The organism is Rathayibacter sp. AY2B3 (assembly GCF_002931755.1).
Lineage (GTDB): Bacteria > Actinomycetota > Actinomycetes > Actinomycetales > Microbacteriaceae > Rathayibacter.
In genome coordinates this window covers 1-18,695 of record NZ_PSUG01000021.1, presented here as the reverse complement: position 1 = coordinate 18,695, position 18,695 = coordinate 1, and the positions used below count along the sequence as shown (strand labels likewise).

The window sequence follows — 18,695 nt, the reverse complement described above, 5'->3', positions numbered from 1 at the left end:
CCGTGGCCGACGACGCCGGCTGGTCGCTCCGCCCCGCGACCGCGGAGGACGCCGCGGCGATCGCCGAGCTGCGCGCGGTCGTCATGCGCCCGTCGCTCGAGACGCTCGACCGCTACGACGAGCACCGCGTGCGGCACCGCTTCCTCGACGGCTACCGGCCCGAGCTCACCCGGGTGATCGAGCTCGACGGCGCCTTCGCCGGGAGCATCGCCGCGCGGGTCGAGCCGGACGCGGTCTGGATCGAGCACTTCTACCTGGCGCCTCAGGTGCAGGGCCGGGGGATCGGCGGCGCCGTCCTCCGTCGCGTGATGGCGGAGGAGGCGCGGCCGGGACTGCCCTTCCGCCTCGACGTGCTGAAGCGCAGCGACGCCCGGCGCCTCTACGAGCGGCACGGCTTCCGGTTCGAGCGCGCTCTGGAGTGGGACGACATCCTCGTCGCGCCGCCCGTCTCCTGACCCCTGATCGGGGAGGGCGACGGGGCGCGGACCGCCGCTAGCATGAGCGCGATCCCCTCCGCCGGGTCGGCCGCAGGGCGACCTCCTCCTGGAAGCAGGCACTCCGCCGTGTCCCCGCTCGTTCTGAGGTCCGCCGCCTCCGCGGTCCTCGTCGCCGCCCTGGCGATCACCTCCAGCCCGCTCGCCTCCGCCGCACCGGCCGCCGCGCCGTCGGTCGCCTCCGTCGCCGCCTCCGACGCGCCCCGCTCGATCGTGCTCCCCGAGGGGCAGCCGCTCTGGCAGCCCAGCGCCGAGTCCCCCCTGCCCGCCGCGACCGACCAAGCGCCGAGCGCCGCCCGCGCGAGCGCTGCCGCGTCGATCAGCGGCCGAGTCGTGGTCGAGGAGGCCGACGGCTCGATCGCGACCACCACCCCTCGTGGCGCCCTCCTGAACGTCGAGGTCTGGTCGAGCGAGGCGGGGCTCCTCGGGAACCGCTCCGTCGCCGGCGACCTCACCTTCAGCATCGACGGGCTCACCGCCGGGCAGACCTACTACCTGCTGATCAAGGACAACGCCGACCTGTACGCCGACCTCTGGTCCGGCGGCAGCGCCGTCGCCCGCAGCGCCGAGCCGCTCCAGGCCCCTGCGGCCGGCGTGCAGCTGCGCACCGCACGGCTGGGCTCGCTCGAGGGCCGCCTGAGCGGCGTCGCGGGCGACCAGCGCGTCGACATCTGGTACCGCGACCCGGGCACCGACGGCTACTTCCGCACCGGCGAGCTCGATCTGATCACGGGCGGCGACAACCCGTACTCGTTCCAGCAGGTCGTCCCCGGCGACTACCTCGTCCGGGCGTCGAGCCAGAACGACGTGATCGACGACAGCTACTGGGACCACGTCCTGCGCTCCGGCGACGCGGGCGACGTGCGCGTCCCGGTCGGCGGATCGGCCGCCGGGATCGACCTCTCGCTGAGCAGCGACTACCAGCAGTACACCGGCCGCCTCGCCGGATCGGACCGCTACGCGACCTCGGTGGAGGCGACGAGCTACTTCTCCCCGGGCATCCCGGTGCTCTACGTGGCGAGCGGGGCGAACTGGCCGGATGCGCTGAGCGCCGGCCCGGCCGCCGCCGCCCTCGGAGGCGCGCTCCTGCTCACCGATCCCGACCGGCTGCCGCGGGTCGTCTCCGACGAGATCCGCCGCCTCCGCCCGGAGCGGGTCGTGGTCGTCGGCAGCGAGCTGAGCGTGAGCGCCGGGGTCCTCTCCGCGATCCGCTCGATCGTCGGCGGCACCGAGCGCATCGGCGGGACGGACCGCTACGACACCTCCCGCCGGATCGTCGCGGACGCCTTCGGCACCGGCCCCTTCTCGAACATGTTCGTCGCGACCGGCACGAACTTCCCCGACGCCCTGTCGGCCGCGCCGATCGCCGGCTGGCGTGCGCAGCCCGTCCTGCTGGTCGACGGAGCGACCTCGAGCGCCGACTCCGCGACCGAGACCGCAGTGCGGGACCTGGCCCCGGAGCACGTGGAGTTCCTCGGCGGCGACCCCTCCATCCGGGACGCGTACGTGGCGGACTTCGCGCGTCGCGGCCTCGCCCCCTCGGTCTCGAGGATCGCCGGACGCGACCGCTACGAGACGAGCGTCGAGCTGAACAGCGCCTACCCCCAGTCGCTGCTGCAGGACAGCGTCTTCCTCGCCGCGGGGTCCTCCTTCGCCGACGCCCTCTCGGGAGCGACGACGGCGGCGGCCCTGGGCTCGTCCGTGCTGCTGACCGAGCGCGACTGCGTGCACGACTCGACGCTCGCCTTCATGGCCTCCAGCTCGAAGAACTACGCGTTCCTGCTCGGCGGGGAGCCGACGCTCACCGAGGACGTGGCGAACCTCCGCAACTGCGAGTACGACTTCTGAGACGCGTGCTCCCGGGATCCGGGGCTAGGGTGCGAGCATGCCCACGAGCGATGAGACCTGGACCCTGGCCGAGCACGACGTACCGGTGTACCGCAGCGGTGAGGGCGGCCGGGTGCTGATCCTGATCCACGAGGTCTGGGGGGTCGACGGGCACATCCGCTCGGTCGCCGACCGCTACGCGGCCGAGGGGTACAGCGTCGTCGCCCCCGAGCTCCTGGCCGACAGCGGCCTGCTCGAGCAGCTCGACGAGGAGCAGCGCGCGGACTACGACCACCCGGTGCGGCGCCTGCCGCGCCAGGTCGAGCTGCGCACCTTCTTCGCCCCCGTCTTCACCCCGGAGCACGCGACGCGCACCGTCGCGATCCTCCGCGCCCTCGTCGAGCGGCTCCTGCGGCAGGAGGGCGCGACCAGTGTCTCCGTCACCGGGTTCTGCTACGGCGGCACCTTCTCGTGGGCGCTCGCGCTCGCGGAGCCGCGTCTGGCGGCGGCCGTGCCCTTCTACGGCCACGTCACCGCCTCCGCTGAGGAGCTCGGCGCTCTGCAGGTGCCGGTGCTGGCCTTCCTGGGCGACCAGGACGCTCCCCTCGTCGAGCAGGTGCCGCGCCTCCGCGAGGCGACCGAGGGCAAGGACGTCGAGGTCGTCGTCTACCCGGGAGCGGGCCACGCCTTCTTCAACGACGCGAACGAGCAGACGTACCAGGCCGAGGCGGCGACCGACGCCTGGCCGCGGGCGCTCGCGTTCCTCGGAGCGCACGCGGGCTGAGCGGGCTGCGCGGGATCAGCGGGTGAGGATCCACGCCAACAGGTAGCTGCGCGAGTCGGCGCTGTCGATCGAGGAGTCCGGCAGTCGCTCCGCCCGCGCGAGAGCTGCGGCCGGATCGCTCGTCGCCTGCAGCATCAGCACGTAGTCGGCGAGCGGCGCGCCTGAGGCTCCGGCCACGAGCTCGTCGACCCGCGAGGGGTCGGGGAGGAACGCGGTCGACGGCGGCATCGGGATCAGCTCGATCCCCAGCAGCGCCGAGGGGGTCGCGTCGAAGAAGGTGGCGTAGTCGCGCTTGCCGCCCCAGTTGATCGCGACGAACGGCGCTTCGAAGCCGACCGGCGTCTCCGGGCTCAGCCAGAGGTCAGCGGCGGCCTGCGTCTCGAGGGAGAGCAGCCAGCGCGCCTCCTCGAGCAGCGGCGCGTTCCCGGAGGCGGCGGCCCAGAGGGCGAGGCCGTTCCAGGCGTTGACCGCCTCGGACACCGACTCCTGGTCGTTGCCGTCGCGGGCTGGAGCGAGCCCCGAGGCCCAGGAGTGGCCGCGGTACGCGTCGAACACGCGCAGCCGCGGGAACTCGGCGGTGTCGACGGGGGAGGCGAGATCCAGGGCGAGCAGGTCCGCGACGGTCCGGTACCGCTCGAGGAGGGACGGGTCCTCCGCGGTCAGCATCCCGACGGCGGAGAGCAGGTAGCCGTAGTGGAAGTGGTGGTCGTTGAACGCGTCGGACCCGAACGAGGGCGCGGAGCCGACGACGCCTCCGAGCACCGGGTCGTAGACGACGCACTTCACGGCGCCCGGTGCGCAGCCGCGCGGGTCGAGCCACTGGTCGAGCTCGGCGGCGATCCGGTCGTGCAGGTCGGCCGCCACCTCCTCCAGGCCGAGGTCGACGGCGAGACGGTGCAGAGCAGCGGCGCGGTAGAGCTCCTTGCCGGCTCCGTAGGTGTCGGGCGCGGCGAAGCGGGTGGCCGCGGCGTCGAGCGGCACCTGCGTCCGGAGCGTCGTCCGCTCCTCGACCGTCAGGGAGCCGAGATCGAGCGCCCCCGACTCGACGAGGGAGGGCGCGGCGCTGGAGAAGGAGGTTCCCGCACGGAGCCCCACCCGGCCGTAGAGCGTGTCGTAGCCGATCGCCCCCTCGGCCCCGAGGCCGAAGAACGTCTCGGCGCCGCCCTCGGTCCGCAGCGCGTAGGTCGTGGTGGTGGTGCTCGCCGTGACGTCGTGGGAGACGCTCGCGCCCTCGAGGGGCACTGCGCGACGCCGTAGCTCGTCGATCCGCGCACCGCTCGCTCCCGGGGGCACCGCGAAGAGGAGCAGCGTGCCGTCCAGCGTCATCCGGGGGAACGTGTCGAGGGCGGCGGCGGGCGCCACCAGCCCGTACCGCTGTCCGCCCGCGGTGACCAGGAGCAGTTCGTCGGCCGCGCGCTCGGGAGCGGTGGCGCCTCCGATCAGCACCGTCTGGGCGCTCTCGGTCCGGTAGGAGGCGTAGGGCCAGCCCTCAGCCGCGACGAGCTCACCGGCACCCGCGAGGCTCCAGTGCGCGACGAGGTCGTCGTGAGCCGACAGTGTGACGGCGCTCGAGGGGACCGTCACGGTGAGGTCGTCCCGGGCGAGGGCGTAGACGGTCCGCGGAGCCGCCTCCACGATCGGGAGGCCCACCGTGAAGCCGTCGGCGCGCGGAGTGACGGAGAGGATCCCCGTGTAGAGCGGGAGGTCCTCCCCGAACACCGGTCCGGACACCCACGAGTTCGTCGGCGGGCGCACCCCTTCGGCGAGCCGCGGCGTCCCCGCGTAGGGGCCGGGGACCTGCGGCAGCTCCCGCGCGTGCACCGACGCCGCCGCGGCCCAGTCGGACGCGGAGCCGTCGGACGTGCATCCGGTGAGGCACGCGAGCGCGAGGGCGAGAGGGAGGGCTGCCCCCGCCCCGCGCCTCACCGCGCGAACCCGCCGGGCGTGAAGAGCCTGCCGAGCTGGGCGACCAGCCAGCCGCCGAAGCCGTCGCCGTCGTCGCGGAGCCGCACCTCCGCTGCGACGGGAGCTCCGACCACGGTGTAGTCCTGCGTCGTGATCTCGTCGGTGCGCGCGCGGATGACGGTCGTCGCCCGCCCCTCGTGGAACCGCTCCACCTCGACGTCGTAGATCTCGGCGTCGACGGTCGTCCCGTCCGGCATCGCCACGGCGACGGTGCCGCCGATCGGTACCCGCGAGTAGTCCCGGGCGCCGAGCACGAACTCGCTCTCGAGGTGGATCGAGTCCGAGATCGCGACGACCGCGATCATCTGGTCCTCCTCGACGAAGGAGCCGATCTCGGCGTCGACCGACGTGACCACGCCGTCCAGCGCCGCCGTGAAGACCATCAGGCCGCCCTCCTCGATCCGGTAGCCGACATCGGCGCTGGTGAACGTCTTCGTCTGCATGTCGGACTCGAGGACCGTGCTCTGCAGGCTGAAGAGCACATCGCCCTTCTCGACCGTGTCGCCGCGGGAGATCGTGAGGTCCTGGATCGTGCCCGCGTAGGGCGTGCCCAGCGAGTACTCGTCGGTGACGAGCTGAGCGCTCGCCGCCCGCACGGTGAGCGACGAGTTGTTCGCGTAGACCAGGCCGGCGGCGGCGACGCCGAGCGCGAGGGCGCACGAGGCGAGGAAGCCGAGCCAGCGCAGCGCGGTCATGCCGCACCCACGGCGAGTCCGAGGCGGCCCGCGGCGGCGGGGCCGCTCAGAGCGACCACCTCGGCCCGGGCGGCGCGCTTCAGGAGGACGTGCTCGCGCGCAGCGATCACCGCGAACGCTCCGAGCGTGAGGGTGTTCAGGACGTTCCAGGCGAGCGCCACCGAGTACTCCGCGGTCCACTCCGCCTTCAGGAAGCCGACGACGGAGGTCGCGGCCAGGAACACCAGGAAGACCATCTGCACCTTGATGAAGTTGAAGGGCGAGGCGGCCTGCCCGGTCGCGCCCGTCGAGGTCCAGGCCGGCTTCCGGCCCGCGAGAGCGAGGAAGAACGCCTTCGTGTACATCGGGAAGGTGACGGTCGACAGCAGCAGCGTCTCCCACCGGAACGAGCCGATGATGAACAGCGCGAGTCCGATCTGCAGCACGTAGAACCCGCAGTAGAAGAGGATCCACTCGACGAGCGGCACCTCGAGGCTGACCGGCGTGATGTTCAGGTAGATCTGCAGCGGGGGCAGCACGATCAGGCCCAGCGGCACGATCCCGGTGAAGTAGAACGTGACGGTCATGAAGTACTGCACGCGCTGATCGGTCGTGAGCCGGCGCTTCGGCGAGAACGGGTTGTGCTTGAGCAGGATCTCGAACCCGCCGACGGCCCAGCGGACCTGCTGGCGCACGAAGGCCTCGATCGTCTCGGGCGTGCGCCCGACCGCGAGGGTCATCGGAACGAAGATCGAGCGCCACCCGCGCTCGTGCACGAAGATCGACGTCCAGATGTCCTCGGACTGCGAGCCCTCGTACATCCCGCCGATGTCGTCGAGGGCCTTGCGGCGGAAGACGGCGTTGGTGCCCACGCAGAAGGCGGAGTTGTACTTGTTCTTGCCCGGCTGGGTGAGGGCGTAGAAGACGATCTGCATGTAGGCGGAGCCGCGCGAGATGAAGTTGTGCGCGTTCCCGTAGACCTGCGGGGCCTGCACGAAGGCGACGTCGTCGTGGGCGAAGAACGGGAGAGTCTCCTCCAGGAACTCCGGCACGGTCACGAAGTCGGCGTCGATCATCACGGCGAAGTCCGAGTCGGTCAGACGGAGCGCGTGGTTCACGTTGCCGGCCTTGGCTCCCGCGCGGTCCTCGCGCACCACGTAGCGGACGCCCAGGCGCTCGGCGATCGCGGCGACCTGCGGGTCGTCGCCGTCGTCGAGGAGCCACGTCACGTGGGTGCCGCGCATGTCGCGGGCAGCACGGGCCGTCTCCTCGATGATCGCGGGGTCCTCCCTGTAGGTCGTGATGAAGACGTCGACGGTGATGCGGCGGCGGCCGAGGTAAAGGTCCTCGCCGATCGGGATGCCGTCGACCGGGCTCCCGTAGAGCGTCGCTCGGGCGGAGTGGAAGGCGGAGTCGCGCGGGTCGTACGTGCTCGAGAGGGCGGTCCACATCGTGAGCGCGGCCTGGCCGATCAGGTAGAGCTCGCAGATGATGACGATGGCGAACGGGAGAGGGTCGCCGATGTTGCGCGGGTTGAGCAGGAACGCGCCGTAGAGCAGAGCGCCGGCGCCGGAGAGCAGCACGATCATGATGAGCGAGGGCGACTGCTGCTTGGCGCGGCTGGTGACGGCACGGGGGCTGGCGACGCGCTGCTGGCGCGTCAGGAGCGGGCGGATCTCGGGTGGAGCGGGAGGACTGGACCGGGCGGGGGTACTGGGGTTCATGGGTGAGCTCTTCGGGTAGGCGGAAGCGGAGGCCCGATGCGTCGTCGGTCGGGGGTGCCGGACGTCGCGCCGGAGAAGCGCCTGTGCGCGCGTTCGGCTCAGGTCGCTGACGCGCCGCGGTCCGTCGGGTACGGCGCGGGCGTCGATGCCGCGGCACCGTCGGGTACGGAGTCGCGGTGCGGAGGCCGCCCGTCATCGGATGTCGGCGGCGGTCCCCATGTTCGACCTGGGAGAGCGCCGGGACAAGAGCCGGAAGCGGACGTGTCCGCTAGCGGACACGCCGTTCCGGCACGACCGCTCCGCCGCTGAGCGCGGCGACGGCCGGCGTCAGCGCGGCCGGACCGGCAGCCAGCCCTGCCGGGCCGCGAGCACGCCGGCCTGGAAGCGGCTCTCGGCGCCGAGCAGATCGAAGAGACCGGCGATGTGCCGACGGCAGGTGCGCACGCTGAGGTCCAGCCGTGCCGCGAGCGCCTCGTCGGTGAGCCCGGCGGCGAGGCCCTGCAGGATCGATCGCTGCACCGCGGAGAGGGAGGGCTCCGCTGGACGCTCGGGCAAGCTCCGGCCGTGGCAGCATCCGGTCAGACCGCCTCGCGCAGCCTCCCGCCCGCGAGGTGGAGGCGTCGCTGCGCACGGCGCGACGGCGGAGTCGCAGGTGTCGTCGACTCCTGCTCCCCGGGCGCCCGCTCTTCCCGGGGCGGTGCCCGCGGTCGTAGGCTCGCGCACATCCGCAACGGGGGAGGGGCCGACGATGACCGCCACGAGAGAGACCGCCGCCCCACCCGAGCTCAAGCGGGTGCTCGGCCCCAAGCTGCTGCTGCTGTTCGTGGTCGGCGACATCCTCGGCACCGGGATCTACGCGCTCACCGGGCAGGTCGCGGCCGAGGTCGGCGGGGCCGCGTGGCTCCCCTTCGTGATCGCGTTCGTCGTCGCCACCCTGACCGCCTGCTCCTATCTGGAGCTGGTGACGAAGTACCCGCAGGCGGCCGGCGCCGCGCTCTACGCGCACAAGGCGTTCGGGATCCACTTCGTCACGTTCCTCGTCTGCTTCACCGTGATGGCGAGCGGGATCACCTCGGCCTCCGCCGCCTCGGGCGCCTTCGCGAGCAACTTCGCGATCGGGTTCGGCCTCGGCGACGGTGCGGGGACGCGCCTGAGCATCGCGCTGGTGTTCATGGTCTGCATCGCCCTGGTCAACCTGCGCGGTGTCGCCGAGAGCGTCGGGCTGAACGTGGTGCTCACCCTCATCGAGCTCTCGGGCCTGCTGCTGGTGATCTTCGTCTGCTTCTTCGCGGTGTTCGGCGGGCAGGCCGACTTCTCGCGGGTGGTCGCGTTCGAGGCACCGGAGGACAAGTCGCTGCTGCTCGCGGTGAGCACCGCGACCTCGCTGGCGTTCTTCGCGATGGTCGGCTTCGAGGACTCGGTGAACATGGCGGAGGAGACGAAGGAGCCCAGCCGCATCTTCCCGCGCGTGATGCTCACGGGTCTCGGCATCACCGCTGTGGTCTACGTGCTCGTGTCCACGCTCGCCGTCGCGATCGTTCCCGTGGGGGAGCTGGCGGGCAACGACACTCCGCTCGTCACGGTCGTCGAGGCCGCGGCGCCCGACTTCCCGATCTCGACGCTCCTGCCCTTCATCTCGCTCTTCGCCGTGGCCAACAGCGCGCTGATCAACATGATGATGGCCAGCCGCCTGCTCTACGGGATGAGCCGCCAGGGCGTGCTGCCGCCGTTCCTGCAGAACGTGCTGCGCGGACGGCGCACGCCGTGGGCCGCGATCCTCTTCACGACGGTGATCGCCCTGCTCCTCACCGCCTACGTGTCGCGGGACCCCTCCGACCCCATCGCGGTGCTGCTGGGCGGGACGACCTCCCTCCTCCTGCTGGCGGTCTTCGCCGTCGTCAACGTCTCCGTTCTGGTGCTGCGGCGCCAGCCGGTCGAGCACCGGCACTTCCGGACCCCCACCGTGCTGCCGGTGCTGGGCGCGATCGCCTGCGTCTACCTGGTGCTGCCGATCACCTCGGGGCGCGACACGGCCCAGTACGGGATCGCGGGGGTGCTGCTCGTGATCGGCGTCCTGCTCTGGGCGGCGACCTTCATCGACCGACGGGTCCGCGGCTACGCGCGCACCGCCGCGATCGCTCCGGAGGAGCTCGACGCCGATCCCGCCGAGGACTCATCGGGAGCGCACAGCGAGGGCATCGGCCGGTCATAGCCGATCCATAGGGAACTCCCGATACTGGAGTCATGAGCACCCCGGCCCCCTCGAAGCACCTCGCCCCCGCGCAGCGCACCCGCCTCAAGCGGGCCGACGGGACGCCGATCCGCGTCCTCGTCGTCGACGACGAGAGCACCCTCACCGACCTGCTCCAGATGGCGCTGCGCTACGAGGGCTGGGAGGTGCGCACCGCCGCCGAGGGCCGCGCCGCGATCACCATCACCCGCGAGTTCCGGCCCGACGTGATCGTGCTCGACGTGATGCTCCCCGACATCGACGGCCTCCAGGTCCTGCAGCGGGTCCGCGCCGACGGCAGCGAGACCCCGGTCCTCTTCCTCACCGCGAAGGACGCGCTCGACGACCGGATCGCCGGGCTCACCGCCGGCGGCGACGACTACGTCACCAAGCCCTTCTCCCTCGAGGAGCTGGTCGCGCGGATGCGCGGCCTCATCCGCCGCAGCACCCTGCTCGCCAACGACGCGGACGACCCCGAGGTCGTCGTGGGGGACCTGGTGCTGAACGAGGACAGCCACGAGGTCCGCCGGGGCGGCGACGAGATCGAGCTGACCGCCACCGAGTTCGAGCTGCTGCGCTTCCTGATGCGCAACCCGCGCCGTGTGCTCAGCAAGGCCCAGATCCTCGACCGGGTCTGGTCGTACGACTTCGGCGGCAAGTCGAGCGTGGTCGAGATCTACATCTCGTACCTGCGCAAGAAGATCGACGCCGGCCGCTCGCCGATGATCCACACGGTGCGCGGCGCCGGCTACCTCCTGAAGCCCGCCGACCAGTGAGCCGCCCCGGCCGCCCGTCGCTCGGCGACTTCGCGACCCGCTCCGCCCTCCGCCGCTCCCGCCACGGCCGGCGCGCGCCGTGGACCCTGCGGCGGCGGATGGTCGTCGCCGTGGTCGCGCTCGTCGCGGTGACGGCGGGCGTCGTGGGAGCGGTCAGCGTGCTCTCGGCGCGCTCGATCCTCTACGGCAGCACGGATGCATCGCTCAGCCAGTCGATCACGCGCCTCCAGGACTTCGACGGGCCGAGCCGCTTCGGCGGGCCGAGTGCGATCGAGCAGGCCACGACCTGCCCGAGCGGATCCTTCGGGAGCGGCCCGAGCCAGAACCTCAGCACCATCACCGCCGTCCAGGGCTCGGACGGCTCCTTCATCGGCGCCTACGTCGATGCCGACGGGGTCTGCCGGCAGTTCTCTGACCCCGCCGACTCGGTGCTCGCGGCCGCCGTCGCCGCGGGGGGCGAGGAGGCGACCATCGAGCTGTCCGGGAGCCTCGGGACGTACCGCGTGCGCGCGGCCGCGGTCGAGGGCTCCGTGGTGGTCGTCGGCGTCCCCCTGGGTGAGGTCGCCGAGACGCTCGCCTCCCTCACCTGGGTGGTCGTCGTGGTGGTGCTGCTGGCGATGCTGCTCGTCGCCCTCGTCGCCACCGTGATCATCCGCGTGGCCCTGCGGCCCCTGGAGCGCGTGGAGGCGACGGCGACCCGCGTGGCCGAGCTGCCGCTGGACCGCGGCGCCGTCGAGCTGGTCGAGCGGGTCCCGGAGGAGGACGCCGACACCCGCACCGAGGTCGGCCGCGTCGGCGCCGCCTTCAACCGCATGCTCGACCACGTCACCGGTGCTCTGGAGTCGCGGCAGGCGAGCGAGGACAAGGTGCGGCAGTTCGTCGCCGACGCCTCGCACGAGCTGCGCACCCCCCTCGCGGCGATCCGCGGCTACGCGGAGCTGCCCCGGCGCGGCGGGACCGAGCTGTCGGAATCGGCGGCCTACTCCCTCGACCGCATCGAGTCCGCCGCCACCCGCATGACCTCGCTGGTCGAGGACCTCCTCCTGCTCGCCCGCCTCGACGAGGGCCGCGACCTCGAGAAGGAGCCGGTGGATCTGACACTGCTCGTGATCGAGGCGCTCTCGGACGCGCACGCCGCGGGCCCCGACCACGAGTGGGACCTCGAGCTCCCCGAGGAGCCGATCGAGATCCGCGGCGACGCCTTCCGGCTGCACCAGGTGGTCGCCAACCTGCTGCGGAACGCGACCGTGCACACGCCCCCCGGCACCCGGATCGTGGCAGCGCTCGCCGAGGAGGTGGCGGAGGGGCGGCCGATCGCTGTCGTGACGGTCACCGACTCCGGCCCGGGCATCGCGCCGGAGCTGGTGCCGGTGCTGTTCGAGCGCTTCGCCCGCGGCGACTCCTCCCGAGCCCGCACAACCGGATCGACGGGGCTGGGCCTGGCGATCGTGGCGGCGGTCGTCGACGCCCACGGCGGGCGCGTCCTCGTCGCGTCCGAGCCGGGGCGCACGAGCTTCCGCGTCGAGCTGCCGGCGGGCTGAGGGCCGCTGTGCGGTCTGCAGGCGACTGTGCGGTTTGCAGGGGACTGTGCCGTTTGCAGGGGACTCTACGGGTTGCAGGCGACTGTGCCGTTTGCAGGCGATCGTGCGGCCTGCAGGGGATCGTGCCGTCTGCAGGGCATCCGAGCGAGATGCCTCGTTCTGCGAGCAGAACGTCTCCGGACTCGGCCGATCCCCTGCGAATCGCACCTGTGAATCACCCAGCGTCCTGCAGATCGCACGCACACCTGCAGATCGCACACACGCCTGCAGATCGCACGCGCTCCTGCAGATCGCACACCTGCAGATCGCACGCGCTCCTGCGCACCGCACCCGCCCCGGCAGTCCGAGCTGAGACCCCGGCCCGCCCCGCCTTACACCGAGACGCCGAGCCGGCGGCGCGCGTCGTCGAGGGTCCGCACCACGGCGACCACCTCGTCGAGCGGGTGCAGCGGCGACTCGCTGCGCCCCTCCGTCACGTACTGCGCGACGTGCAGCGCCTCCCAGGCGAGGCCCTCGCCGCCCTGGAGCGGCGTCCGGTCGATCCACGATCCGCTCTCGGAGCCGCGGGTGAGCGTCACGCCGCCCGGCGTCCAGAACGACGGATGCACGTCGATCCGCCCCGCGCGCCCCGCGACGCTCGCCGCGTGCCGGGTGTCGGCGAGCACGGTCGAGGTGGCCACCGACTGCACCCCGTGCGCGTGGCTGCCGACGATCGTCGCGGTCGCGTCGACGCCGGTCGAGGTCAGGCTGCCGGCGACGACGGTGCTCTGCGGGGTGCCCGCCACCATGGAGACGAAGGAGGAGGCGTAGACGCCGACGTCCAGCAGGCCGCCGCCCGCGAGCGCCGGGTCGAAGATGCGGCTGGAGGGGTCGAAGTCGAAGGCGGCGCCGAAGTCGGCCGAGACGACAGCGGGCGCGCCGACCGCTCCGTCCGCGAGCAGCTGCCGCACGACGTCCATGTGCGGCAGGTAGCGCATCCACATCGCCTCCATCGCGAACACTCCGGCGTCGCGCGCGGCGTGCACGATCATCTCGGCCTCGCCCGGGGTCGGCGCGAACGGCTTCTCGACCAGGATGTGCTTGCCCGCGGCGATGGCGAGCAGCGCCTGGCGGGCGTGCTCCGAGTGCGGGGAGGCGATGTAGACGACGTCGACCTCCGGATCCTCGACCACGGCCTCGTAGCCGGCCGAGGCCCGCTCGATCCCGAACCGGCTCGCGAACCGCTCCGCGCGCTCCAGCGAGCGGGAGCCGACCGAGACCACGCGCTGCCGGGTGTGCTTCTGCAGCGCCTCGACGAAGGAGCCGGCGATCGAGCCGGGGGCGACGACGCCCCAGCGCAGGACGGGGGAGTCGAGGAGGGAGGGGAGTCGGGGCTCGGGGAGCGTCAGTGCCATGCGTCCACGCTAGGGCCCCGCGCCCGGCGGGGGCGAGGGGGTGCGCGGCGGTCCCCTAGGGTGTGACGGCACGCGCAGTCGCGGGCGGAGGAGGACGTCATGCCCGAGTGGTACACCCTGGGCGTCGTCGCCCTCGTGATCGTCGCGGTGGTCGTCGCGATCGTGCGCTTCCGGTTCAACCCGGTGCTGGCGCTGGCCGTCGGAGCCGCTGCGATCGGCCTGCTCACCGGTCTCGGCCCCGTCGACACCGTCTCCACGATGACCACCGGCTTCGGCGAGGTGATGATGGAGGCGGGCCTCCTGATCGGGTGGGGCGTGCTCATCGGCGCGATGCTCAACGAGATGGGCGCCGTCGTCCGGCTCGTCGAGGGCCTGATGCGCGTCTTCGGCCGCCGCGGCATCCCCTACGCGCTCGGACTCTCCTTCGCCACCTACCTGCAGACGATCTTCGTCGACGCGCTGATCGTGATCGCCGCCCCCCTCGCCCGGCGGATCGCACCGCGGCTGGGGCGGGCCGGCACCGGCATCGTCGCCGTCACCTTCGCCGTCGGGCTCGAAACGGGCATCGTGATGATGGTGCCGGGGTTCGCCGCCGTCGCGCTCGCGGGGCTGCTCGGAGTCCCCCTGGGCGTGATGATGCTCGGCGGGTTCGCGGTGGTGGCGCCGACGGTCGTGGTCACGATCCTGCTGATGTCGCTCGCGTTCCGCCTCGGCTTCTGGGACCCGGCCCGCGACGAGCAGCTGGTCGTGCGCGACGATACGACGGGCCTCGCGACCGTGGGAGCGGGATCCTCCGCGGAGTCCGCTCGGCTGCCGACGTTCGGCGCGAGAGCGCTGCCCGGGGCGTCCTCGGGCGCACCAGGAGGGGCGGTGGACGCGTCGCACGACGACTCGGACGGAGGGAGCCCGTCCCCCGCCGAGCCGGACGGCGCTCGCGAGCGCCCGCTCCTGCTCCTCTTCGCTCCCATGCTCCTCGCCCTGCTGCTCATCGCCGCGCAGGCGGTGCTCACCGTCTCCGGGATCGAGCTGCCGGTGCTGCAGTTCCTCGGGAACCCCGTCATCGCGCTCCTCCTCGCCGTGATCGGCACCGGAGTCGTCGGCCGGTCCACCGTGGGCACTGCGCGGATGGAGAAGGCGGTCGCCAAGGGCTTCCAGGACGGCGGGCAGATCTTCCTGCTCACCGGCGTCGGCGGGGCGCTCGCCGCGGTGATCGCGCAGGGCGACCTCGGCGAGATCCTGAAGGGCTACTTCTCGACCTCGGCGACCGCGCCGCTGCTGCTCGTCTGGGTGATGGCGGCCGTGCTGCACATCGCGGTCGGCTCGGTCACCCTCTCGGCGATCACGGCCGCCGGAGTCGTCGCGCCGGTCGCCGCCACGCTCGGCCTCGACCCGCTGCTGATCGCGCTCGCCGCGGGCTCCGGCGCGCTGTTCTGCATCCACGTCACCTCGAACACCTTCTGGCTGCTGCAGAGCTTCCTCGGCCAGTCGGTCCGCGGCGCCCTCAAGTCGGTGACCGTCGGCGTCTCCCTCGCCTCCGTCCTCGCACTCGGCGCGACCCTCGTCCTCTCCCTCTTCCTCTGACCGGACCGGCCGTCCTCCCTCCGCGAGATGCCAGTCCGGTATGCGACACGCCCGCCGAGGCGTACCGATGTGGCATCTCGCGGACCTGACCCGGCCGACACGCGACGGAAACATGGAGCCTCTATCTTCCTGAGAGGGTTCACATCCGATTCGGAGATCCAGACGCCGACGGGGGCCCGATCCGTTCCGTCACGCCTCGACAAGGGAAGAACTCCGCTTGAGATCTCGAACCGCCCTCGCCTCCGGATGCGCCGCGCTCGCGCTCGCCGCCGGCGGCCTCCTGGTCGCGCCGCCCGCGACCGCCACGACCGCGGCACCCGCCGACTACACCCGCGTGGACATCGTGCGTCCGCCGTCCGCCCCGATCGCGGTGCCGACCAGCTACCCGCAGCAGACCCCGCTGACCGAGGTGCCCGTCGACCCGACCGACGCCTCGCTCCTGCGCGGAGTCACCCCCTACGACGCCATCGCGCCGCAGCTCAACGCGCTCGCCGCCCGCTCCGACCGGGTCTCGACCCAGGTGGTCGGGAAGTCCGGCCTCGGCCGCGACATCTATCTGGTCACCGTCACCGCTCCCGAGACCGAGGCCGAGACGGCGCAGCAGGCCGAGTGGCGCGACCGGCTCAAGTACGAGCCCGCCGCCGCGGCCGCCGACGTCGAGCTGATGGACGGGTACAAGGTGCCGGTCTGGTTCAACGGCAACATCCACGGCAACGAGTGGGAGGGAAGTGACGCGATCCTCGAGTACATCGAGGGCGTCGCCACCGCCGAGGACGCCGAGACCGAGACGCTGCTCGAGGGCAACCGCCTCTACTTCACCGTCACGAACAACCCCGACGGCCGGGCCCTCGGCCAGCGCGCCGTCGCCGCGGGCTACGACCCGAACCGCGACATGATCACCGGAGCGACCAGCGAGGCGGCCGTGATCCGCGACCTCTCCAGCGTCCTCCAGCCCACGTACTTCATCGACATCCACGGCTACACCGGGATCCTCCAGGTCGAGCCCTGCGGCCCGCCGCACGGCGAGAACTACGAGTACGACCTCTTCCTCCCGCACGCCTACGCGACCGCACTCGAGATCGAGCGCCGCGTCGTCGAGGCCGACGTGCCCGGCAACACTTACCTCGCCGAGGACGGCAGCGCCACCACGGACAACACCGGGAAGATCCTCATCCCCTACCGCGACATCCGCGCGGGCTGGGACGACTGGCCCCCCATCTTCGCTCCGCAGTACGTCGCCTTCCAGGGCGCCATCACCAACACGGTGGAGCTGCCGCTGGGCCGCACGGCGAACACCACTCCGGAGGAGATCGCCCAGGGCCAGGCCAACGCGGACATCGACGTCGAGGTCGCCGGGATCGTCATGGACGCCTCCGTCGACTACATCGAGGCCAATCGCGACGCCCTTCTGAGCAACCAGGTCGCCATCTTCGAGCGCGGCGTCACCGGCGCCCCCGCCGTCGAGATCCCCGCCGACGTCTCCGCGGCCGACCTGCCCGCGGGCATGCCGACCGAGTGGACCGAGATCTGGGACGAGACCGACGTCTACACGACCGAGTACCCGCGCGCCTACATGATTACGGTCGACGGCACGCAGCGCTCCGTCTCGGACGCCGAGACCCTCGTCGAGCAGCTCCTCGCCCACGGCGTCGAGGTGTCGCGGACCACGTCCGCCACGAGCGTCGGAGGCGTCTCCTACCCGGCGGGCACCTACCTCGTCGACATGCACCAGTCGGTCCGAGGCCTCGCCAACGTCCTCCTCGCCGACGGCAGCGACATCTCGAGCCGCGTGCCCGAGATGTACGACGTCTCGGCCTGGAGCCTCTCGCTCCTCTGGGGCGCCGACGTGCAGGCGATCGGCTCCACCACGGACGCTCTCCCGGCCGTCGGCCTGGAGCCGGTGACCGCCGTGGCTCCGACCGGCTCCGTCCCGGCGGGCGCCGACTACCTCGCCTTCGAGCCGCGCGGCGTCCTGGAGTACCAGGCCGTCAACGCGCTGCTGGCCGACGGAGTCGCGCTCGAGCAGTTCGAGGACGGCACCATCGCCCTGCGCGCCGACGCCGCCGGACTCGCCGCCGCCGAGGGGGCCGCCGCCGTCTTCGGCGTCGACTTCACCGCGACCACCGCCGACCGCGTGCGCGCCGAGGACGGGAAGGCGCTCGACACCCTCCGCATCGCCTACTCCGGCACGAACGAGGACCGCGACGCGCTGGCCAAGCTCGGCTTCGCCGACGCGGTCGCCGTGGACGCGGACGCGCTCGCCTCGGGCACCGCGACTCTGGACGGCGCCGACGTGCTCTACGTGGGACGGGCCCTCTCCTTCACCCCGGAGCAGGCCGCGGGCCGCGCCGTGGTCGAGGGGTTCCTCGCGGCGGGCGGCGACGTCGTCGGCCGCGGCGGCGCAGGAGCGGCCTTCGTGTCCGACTTCGGCCTGGCCGAGCTGACCGCGCAGACCGGCACCAGCGGCTCCAACGGCATCGTCTCGGTCGAGACGCCGGCCGGCGGAGTCCTCGGCGACTACCCGCAGGACACCGCCTTCGTCTCGCCCGCGCTGTGGTTCGGCGGCTTCGACGAGTCGGTCGCGGTCGAGCAGAGCTACTCGGAGGACGGCACGTTCGTCGCCGGGCACTGGGTCGACTCCGAGGGGCAGTCCCGGAGCGACGCGGCCGGTCAGGCCTCGGCCGTCTCGTTCTCGACGGAGTCGGGCACCGAGGGCTTCCTCTTCGGCACCTCGCCGGTGTTCCGCAACCACCCGGTCGGAGCCTTCAGCGACGTCGCCCGGGCGCTGCTCGCCGTGGCGCCGGAGGGCGCCGCCGTCGAGCTGCCGGGGACCCCGGAGCCCACGCCGACGCCGGAGCCGACCGGCTCGCCGGAGCCGACCGCGACGCCTGAGCCGACCGCGACTCCGGAGCCGACCGCGACTCCGGAGCCCACGGCGACGCCCGAGCCGACCGCGACGCCCGAGCCGACCGTGAGCCCCGAGCCCACGGCGACCCCGGAGCCGACGGTCGTGCCGACGGTCGTGCCAACGGCCGGACCGACCGCCACGGCCGCGCCGATCACCGCGCCGACCGGCCCCGGCGGCCTCCCCTCCACCGGAGTGGAGACCGGCTCCTGGCTGCTGCTCTCGGGAGGTGCTGTCGCCCTCGGCCTCGGCTCGCTCCTGATCGCCCTCGCAGTCGACGGAGGCGGGGGTGGAGGCGAAGGAGACGATCGCGGGAGGAGCGTCGGATCCGGTGACCGGCTCGGTGCCGGACGGTGCGGTGGAGGCCGTCGGTGCGGGGGCGTCGGCGCCGTCGGCCGCCTCGGCGGAGCCCGGAGCGGCGGTGGTCGGCGGAGCGGCCCCGGACGGCTCCGAGGACGGACCCGTGGACGCCGTGCCGGCGCTGGGCGCTCCCCCGCCGGCGGGCCGGACGAGCAGCACGATCGCGAGGACGACGGCGACGAGTCCGAGGGCGGCGAGGACGATCCCGGTGGAGCGGGCGGAGCGGGACGGCATCGGTCCTCCTGAGACGGGACGGGCTGGAACGGGTGGGAGAGACGGGGCAGGACGGGAGGAACGGGGCAGCCGGGTCGGACGGCGCGGGCCGGAACAGCTGCAACCGACAGGCCGCGGGCCGCGCCGTGGTCGAGGGGTTCCTCGCGGCGGGCGGCGACGTCGTCGGCCGCGGCGGCGCAGGAGCGGCCTTCGTGTCCGACTTCGGC

The 18,695-nt window shown here is 72.8% G+C and carries 13 protein-coding genes; 8 read left to right on the top strand and 5 right to left on the bottom strand.

Annotated features, from left to right (window positions below; genetic code table 11):
* Window positions 1–2 precede the first annotated feature (2 nt).
* The 3 genes from C5C24_RS08640 (at window position 3) to C5C24_RS08630 (ending at window position 3,105) form a co-directional block, all read left to right on the top strand.
* Window positions 3–455 carry a GNAT family N-acetyltransferase gene (locus tag C5C24_RS08640; RefSeq protein WP_258065112.1) on the top strand — a complete coding sequence of 151 codons (453 nt, stop codon included), beginning with the start codon at window positions 3–5 and terminating at the stop codon, window positions 453–455.
* A gap of 108 nt (window positions 456–563) precedes the next feature.
* Window positions 564–2,342: a cell wall-binding repeat-containing protein gene (locus tag C5C24_RS08635; RefSeq protein WP_104304772.1), complete on the top strand. Its 1,779-nt coding sequence runs from the start codon at window positions 564–566 to the stop codon at window positions 2,340–2,342.
* A 37-nt stretch (window positions 2,343–2,379) separates the two neighbouring features.
* A complete protein-coding gene (locus C5C24_RS08630) occupies window positions 2,380–3,105 on the top strand; it encodes a dienelactone hydrolase family protein (RefSeq protein ID WP_104304771.1) in 726 nt (241 codons plus the stop codon).
* Window positions 3,106–3,120: 15 nt separating this feature from the next.
* Here the strand turns inward: C5C24_RS08630 and C5C24_RS08625 are convergent, their stop codons facing one another.
* From C5C24_RS08625 to C5C24_RS18415, 4 genes are all read right to left on the bottom strand, one after another.
* A complete protein-coding gene (locus tag C5C24_RS08625) occupies window positions 3,121–5,031 on the bottom strand; it encodes a glycosyl hydrolase (RefSeq protein WP_104304770.1) in 1,911 nt (636 codons plus the stop codon).
* Entirely contained in the window at window positions 5,028–5,765 is a 738-nt protein-coding gene (locus C5C24_RS17925) for a biotin/lipoyl-binding protein (protein ID WP_181135509.1), read from the bottom strand. Before C5C24_RS17925 ends, C5C24_RS08625 begins: the two co-directional genes overlap by 4 nt.
* Window positions 5,762–7,468, bottom strand: coding sequence for a glycosyltransferase family 2 protein (locus tag C5C24_RS08615; RefSeq protein ID WP_104304769.1), 1,707 nt, complete (start codon window positions 7,466–7,468; stop codon window positions 5,762–5,764). The genes C5C24_RS17925 and C5C24_RS08615 overlap by 4 nt, the downstream gene beginning before the upstream one ends.
* A 327-nt stretch (window positions 7,469–7,795) precedes the next feature.
* Window positions 7,796–7,987 carry a response regulator transcription factor gene (locus C5C24_RS18415; protein WP_258065110.1) on the bottom strand — a complete coding sequence of 64 codons (192 nt, stop codon included), beginning with the start codon at window positions 7,985–7,987 and terminating at the stop codon, window positions 7,796–7,798.
* A gap of 229 nt (window positions 7,988–8,216) precedes the next feature.
* On the opposite strand from C5C24_RS18415, the gene C5C24_RS08605 reads away from it, so the two are divergent.
* Genes C5C24_RS08605 through C5C24_RS08595 form a run of 3 tightly spaced genes read left to right on the top strand, consistent with a single transcriptional unit; the run spans window position 8,217 to window position 12,015 of the window.
* Complete coding sequence (locus C5C24_RS08605; protein WP_104304767.1) at window positions 8,217–9,680, top strand: APC family permease; 1,464 nt, start codon at window positions 8,217–8,219, stop codon at window positions 9,678–9,680.
* A gap of 32 nt (window positions 9,681–9,712) precedes the next feature.
* Entirely contained in the window at window positions 9,713–10,474 is a 762-nt protein-coding gene (locus tag C5C24_RS08600; protein WP_104223650.1) for a response regulator transcription factor, read from the top strand.
* Window positions 10,471–12,015 carry a cell wall metabolism sensor histidine kinase WalK gene (locus C5C24_RS08595; RefSeq protein ID WP_219812851.1) on the top strand — a complete coding sequence of 515 codons (1,545 nt, stop codon included), beginning with the start codon at window positions 10,471–10,473 and terminating at the stop codon, window positions 12,013–12,015. Before C5C24_RS08600 ends, C5C24_RS08595 begins: the two co-directional genes overlap by 4 nt.
* 371 nt (window positions 12,016–12,386) lie before the next feature.
* Here C5C24_RS08595 and C5C24_RS08590 read toward each other — a convergent pair whose 3' ends face one another.
* Complete coding sequence (locus C5C24_RS08590) at window positions 12,387–13,409, bottom strand: Gfo/Idh/MocA family protein (RefSeq protein WP_104282056.1); 1,023 nt, start codon at window positions 13,407–13,409, stop codon at window positions 12,387–12,389.
* A 99-nt stretch (window positions 13,410–13,508) separates the two neighbouring features.
* On the opposite strand from C5C24_RS08590, the gene C5C24_RS08585 reads away from it, so the two are divergent.
* The gene (locus C5C24_RS08585; RefSeq protein WP_104304766.1) at window positions 13,509–14,990 is read left to right on the top strand and encodes a GntP family permease; all 1,482 of its coding nucleotides are present in this window, start codon (window positions 13,509–13,511) and stop codon (window positions 14,988–14,990) included.
* A 217-nt stretch (window positions 14,991–15,207) separates the two neighbouring features.
* A complete protein-coding gene (locus C5C24_RS08580) occupies window positions 15,208–18,501 on the top strand; it encodes a M14 family zinc carboxypeptidase (RefSeq protein ID WP_104304765.1) in 3,294 nt (1,097 codons plus the stop codon).
* The last annotated feature ends 194 nt before the right edge of the window (window positions 18,502–18,695 follow it).

Coding starts and splice junctions, on each gene's coding strand:
- C5C24_RS08630 (WP_104304771.1), top strand. CDS start 2,380: ATGCCCACGAGCGATGAGACCTGGACCCTGGCCGAGCACGACGTACCG.
- C5C24_RS17925 (WP_181135509.1), bottom strand. CDS start 5,765: ATGACCGCGCTGCGCTGGCTCGGCTTCCTCGCCTCGTGCGCCCTCGCG.
- C5C24_RS08585 (WP_104304766.1), top strand. CDS start 13,509: ATGCCCGAGTGGTACACCCTGGGCGTCGTCGCCCTCGTGATCGTCGCG.
- C5C24_RS08590 (WP_104282056.1), bottom strand. CDS start 13,409: ATGGCACTGACGCTCCCCGAGCCCCGACTCCCCTCCCTCCTCGACTCC.
- C5C24_RS08600 (WP_104223650.1), top strand. CDS start 9,713: ATGAGCACCCCGGCCCCCTCGAAGCACCTCGCCCCCGCGCAGCGCACC.
- C5C24_RS08615 (WP_104304769.1), bottom strand. CDS start 7,468: ATGAACCCCAGTACCCCCGCCCGGTCCAGTCCTCCCGCTCCACCCGAG.
- C5C24_RS08605 (WP_104304767.1), top strand. CDS start 8,217: ATGACCGCCACGAGAGAGACCGCCGCCCCACCCGAGCTCAAGCGGGTG.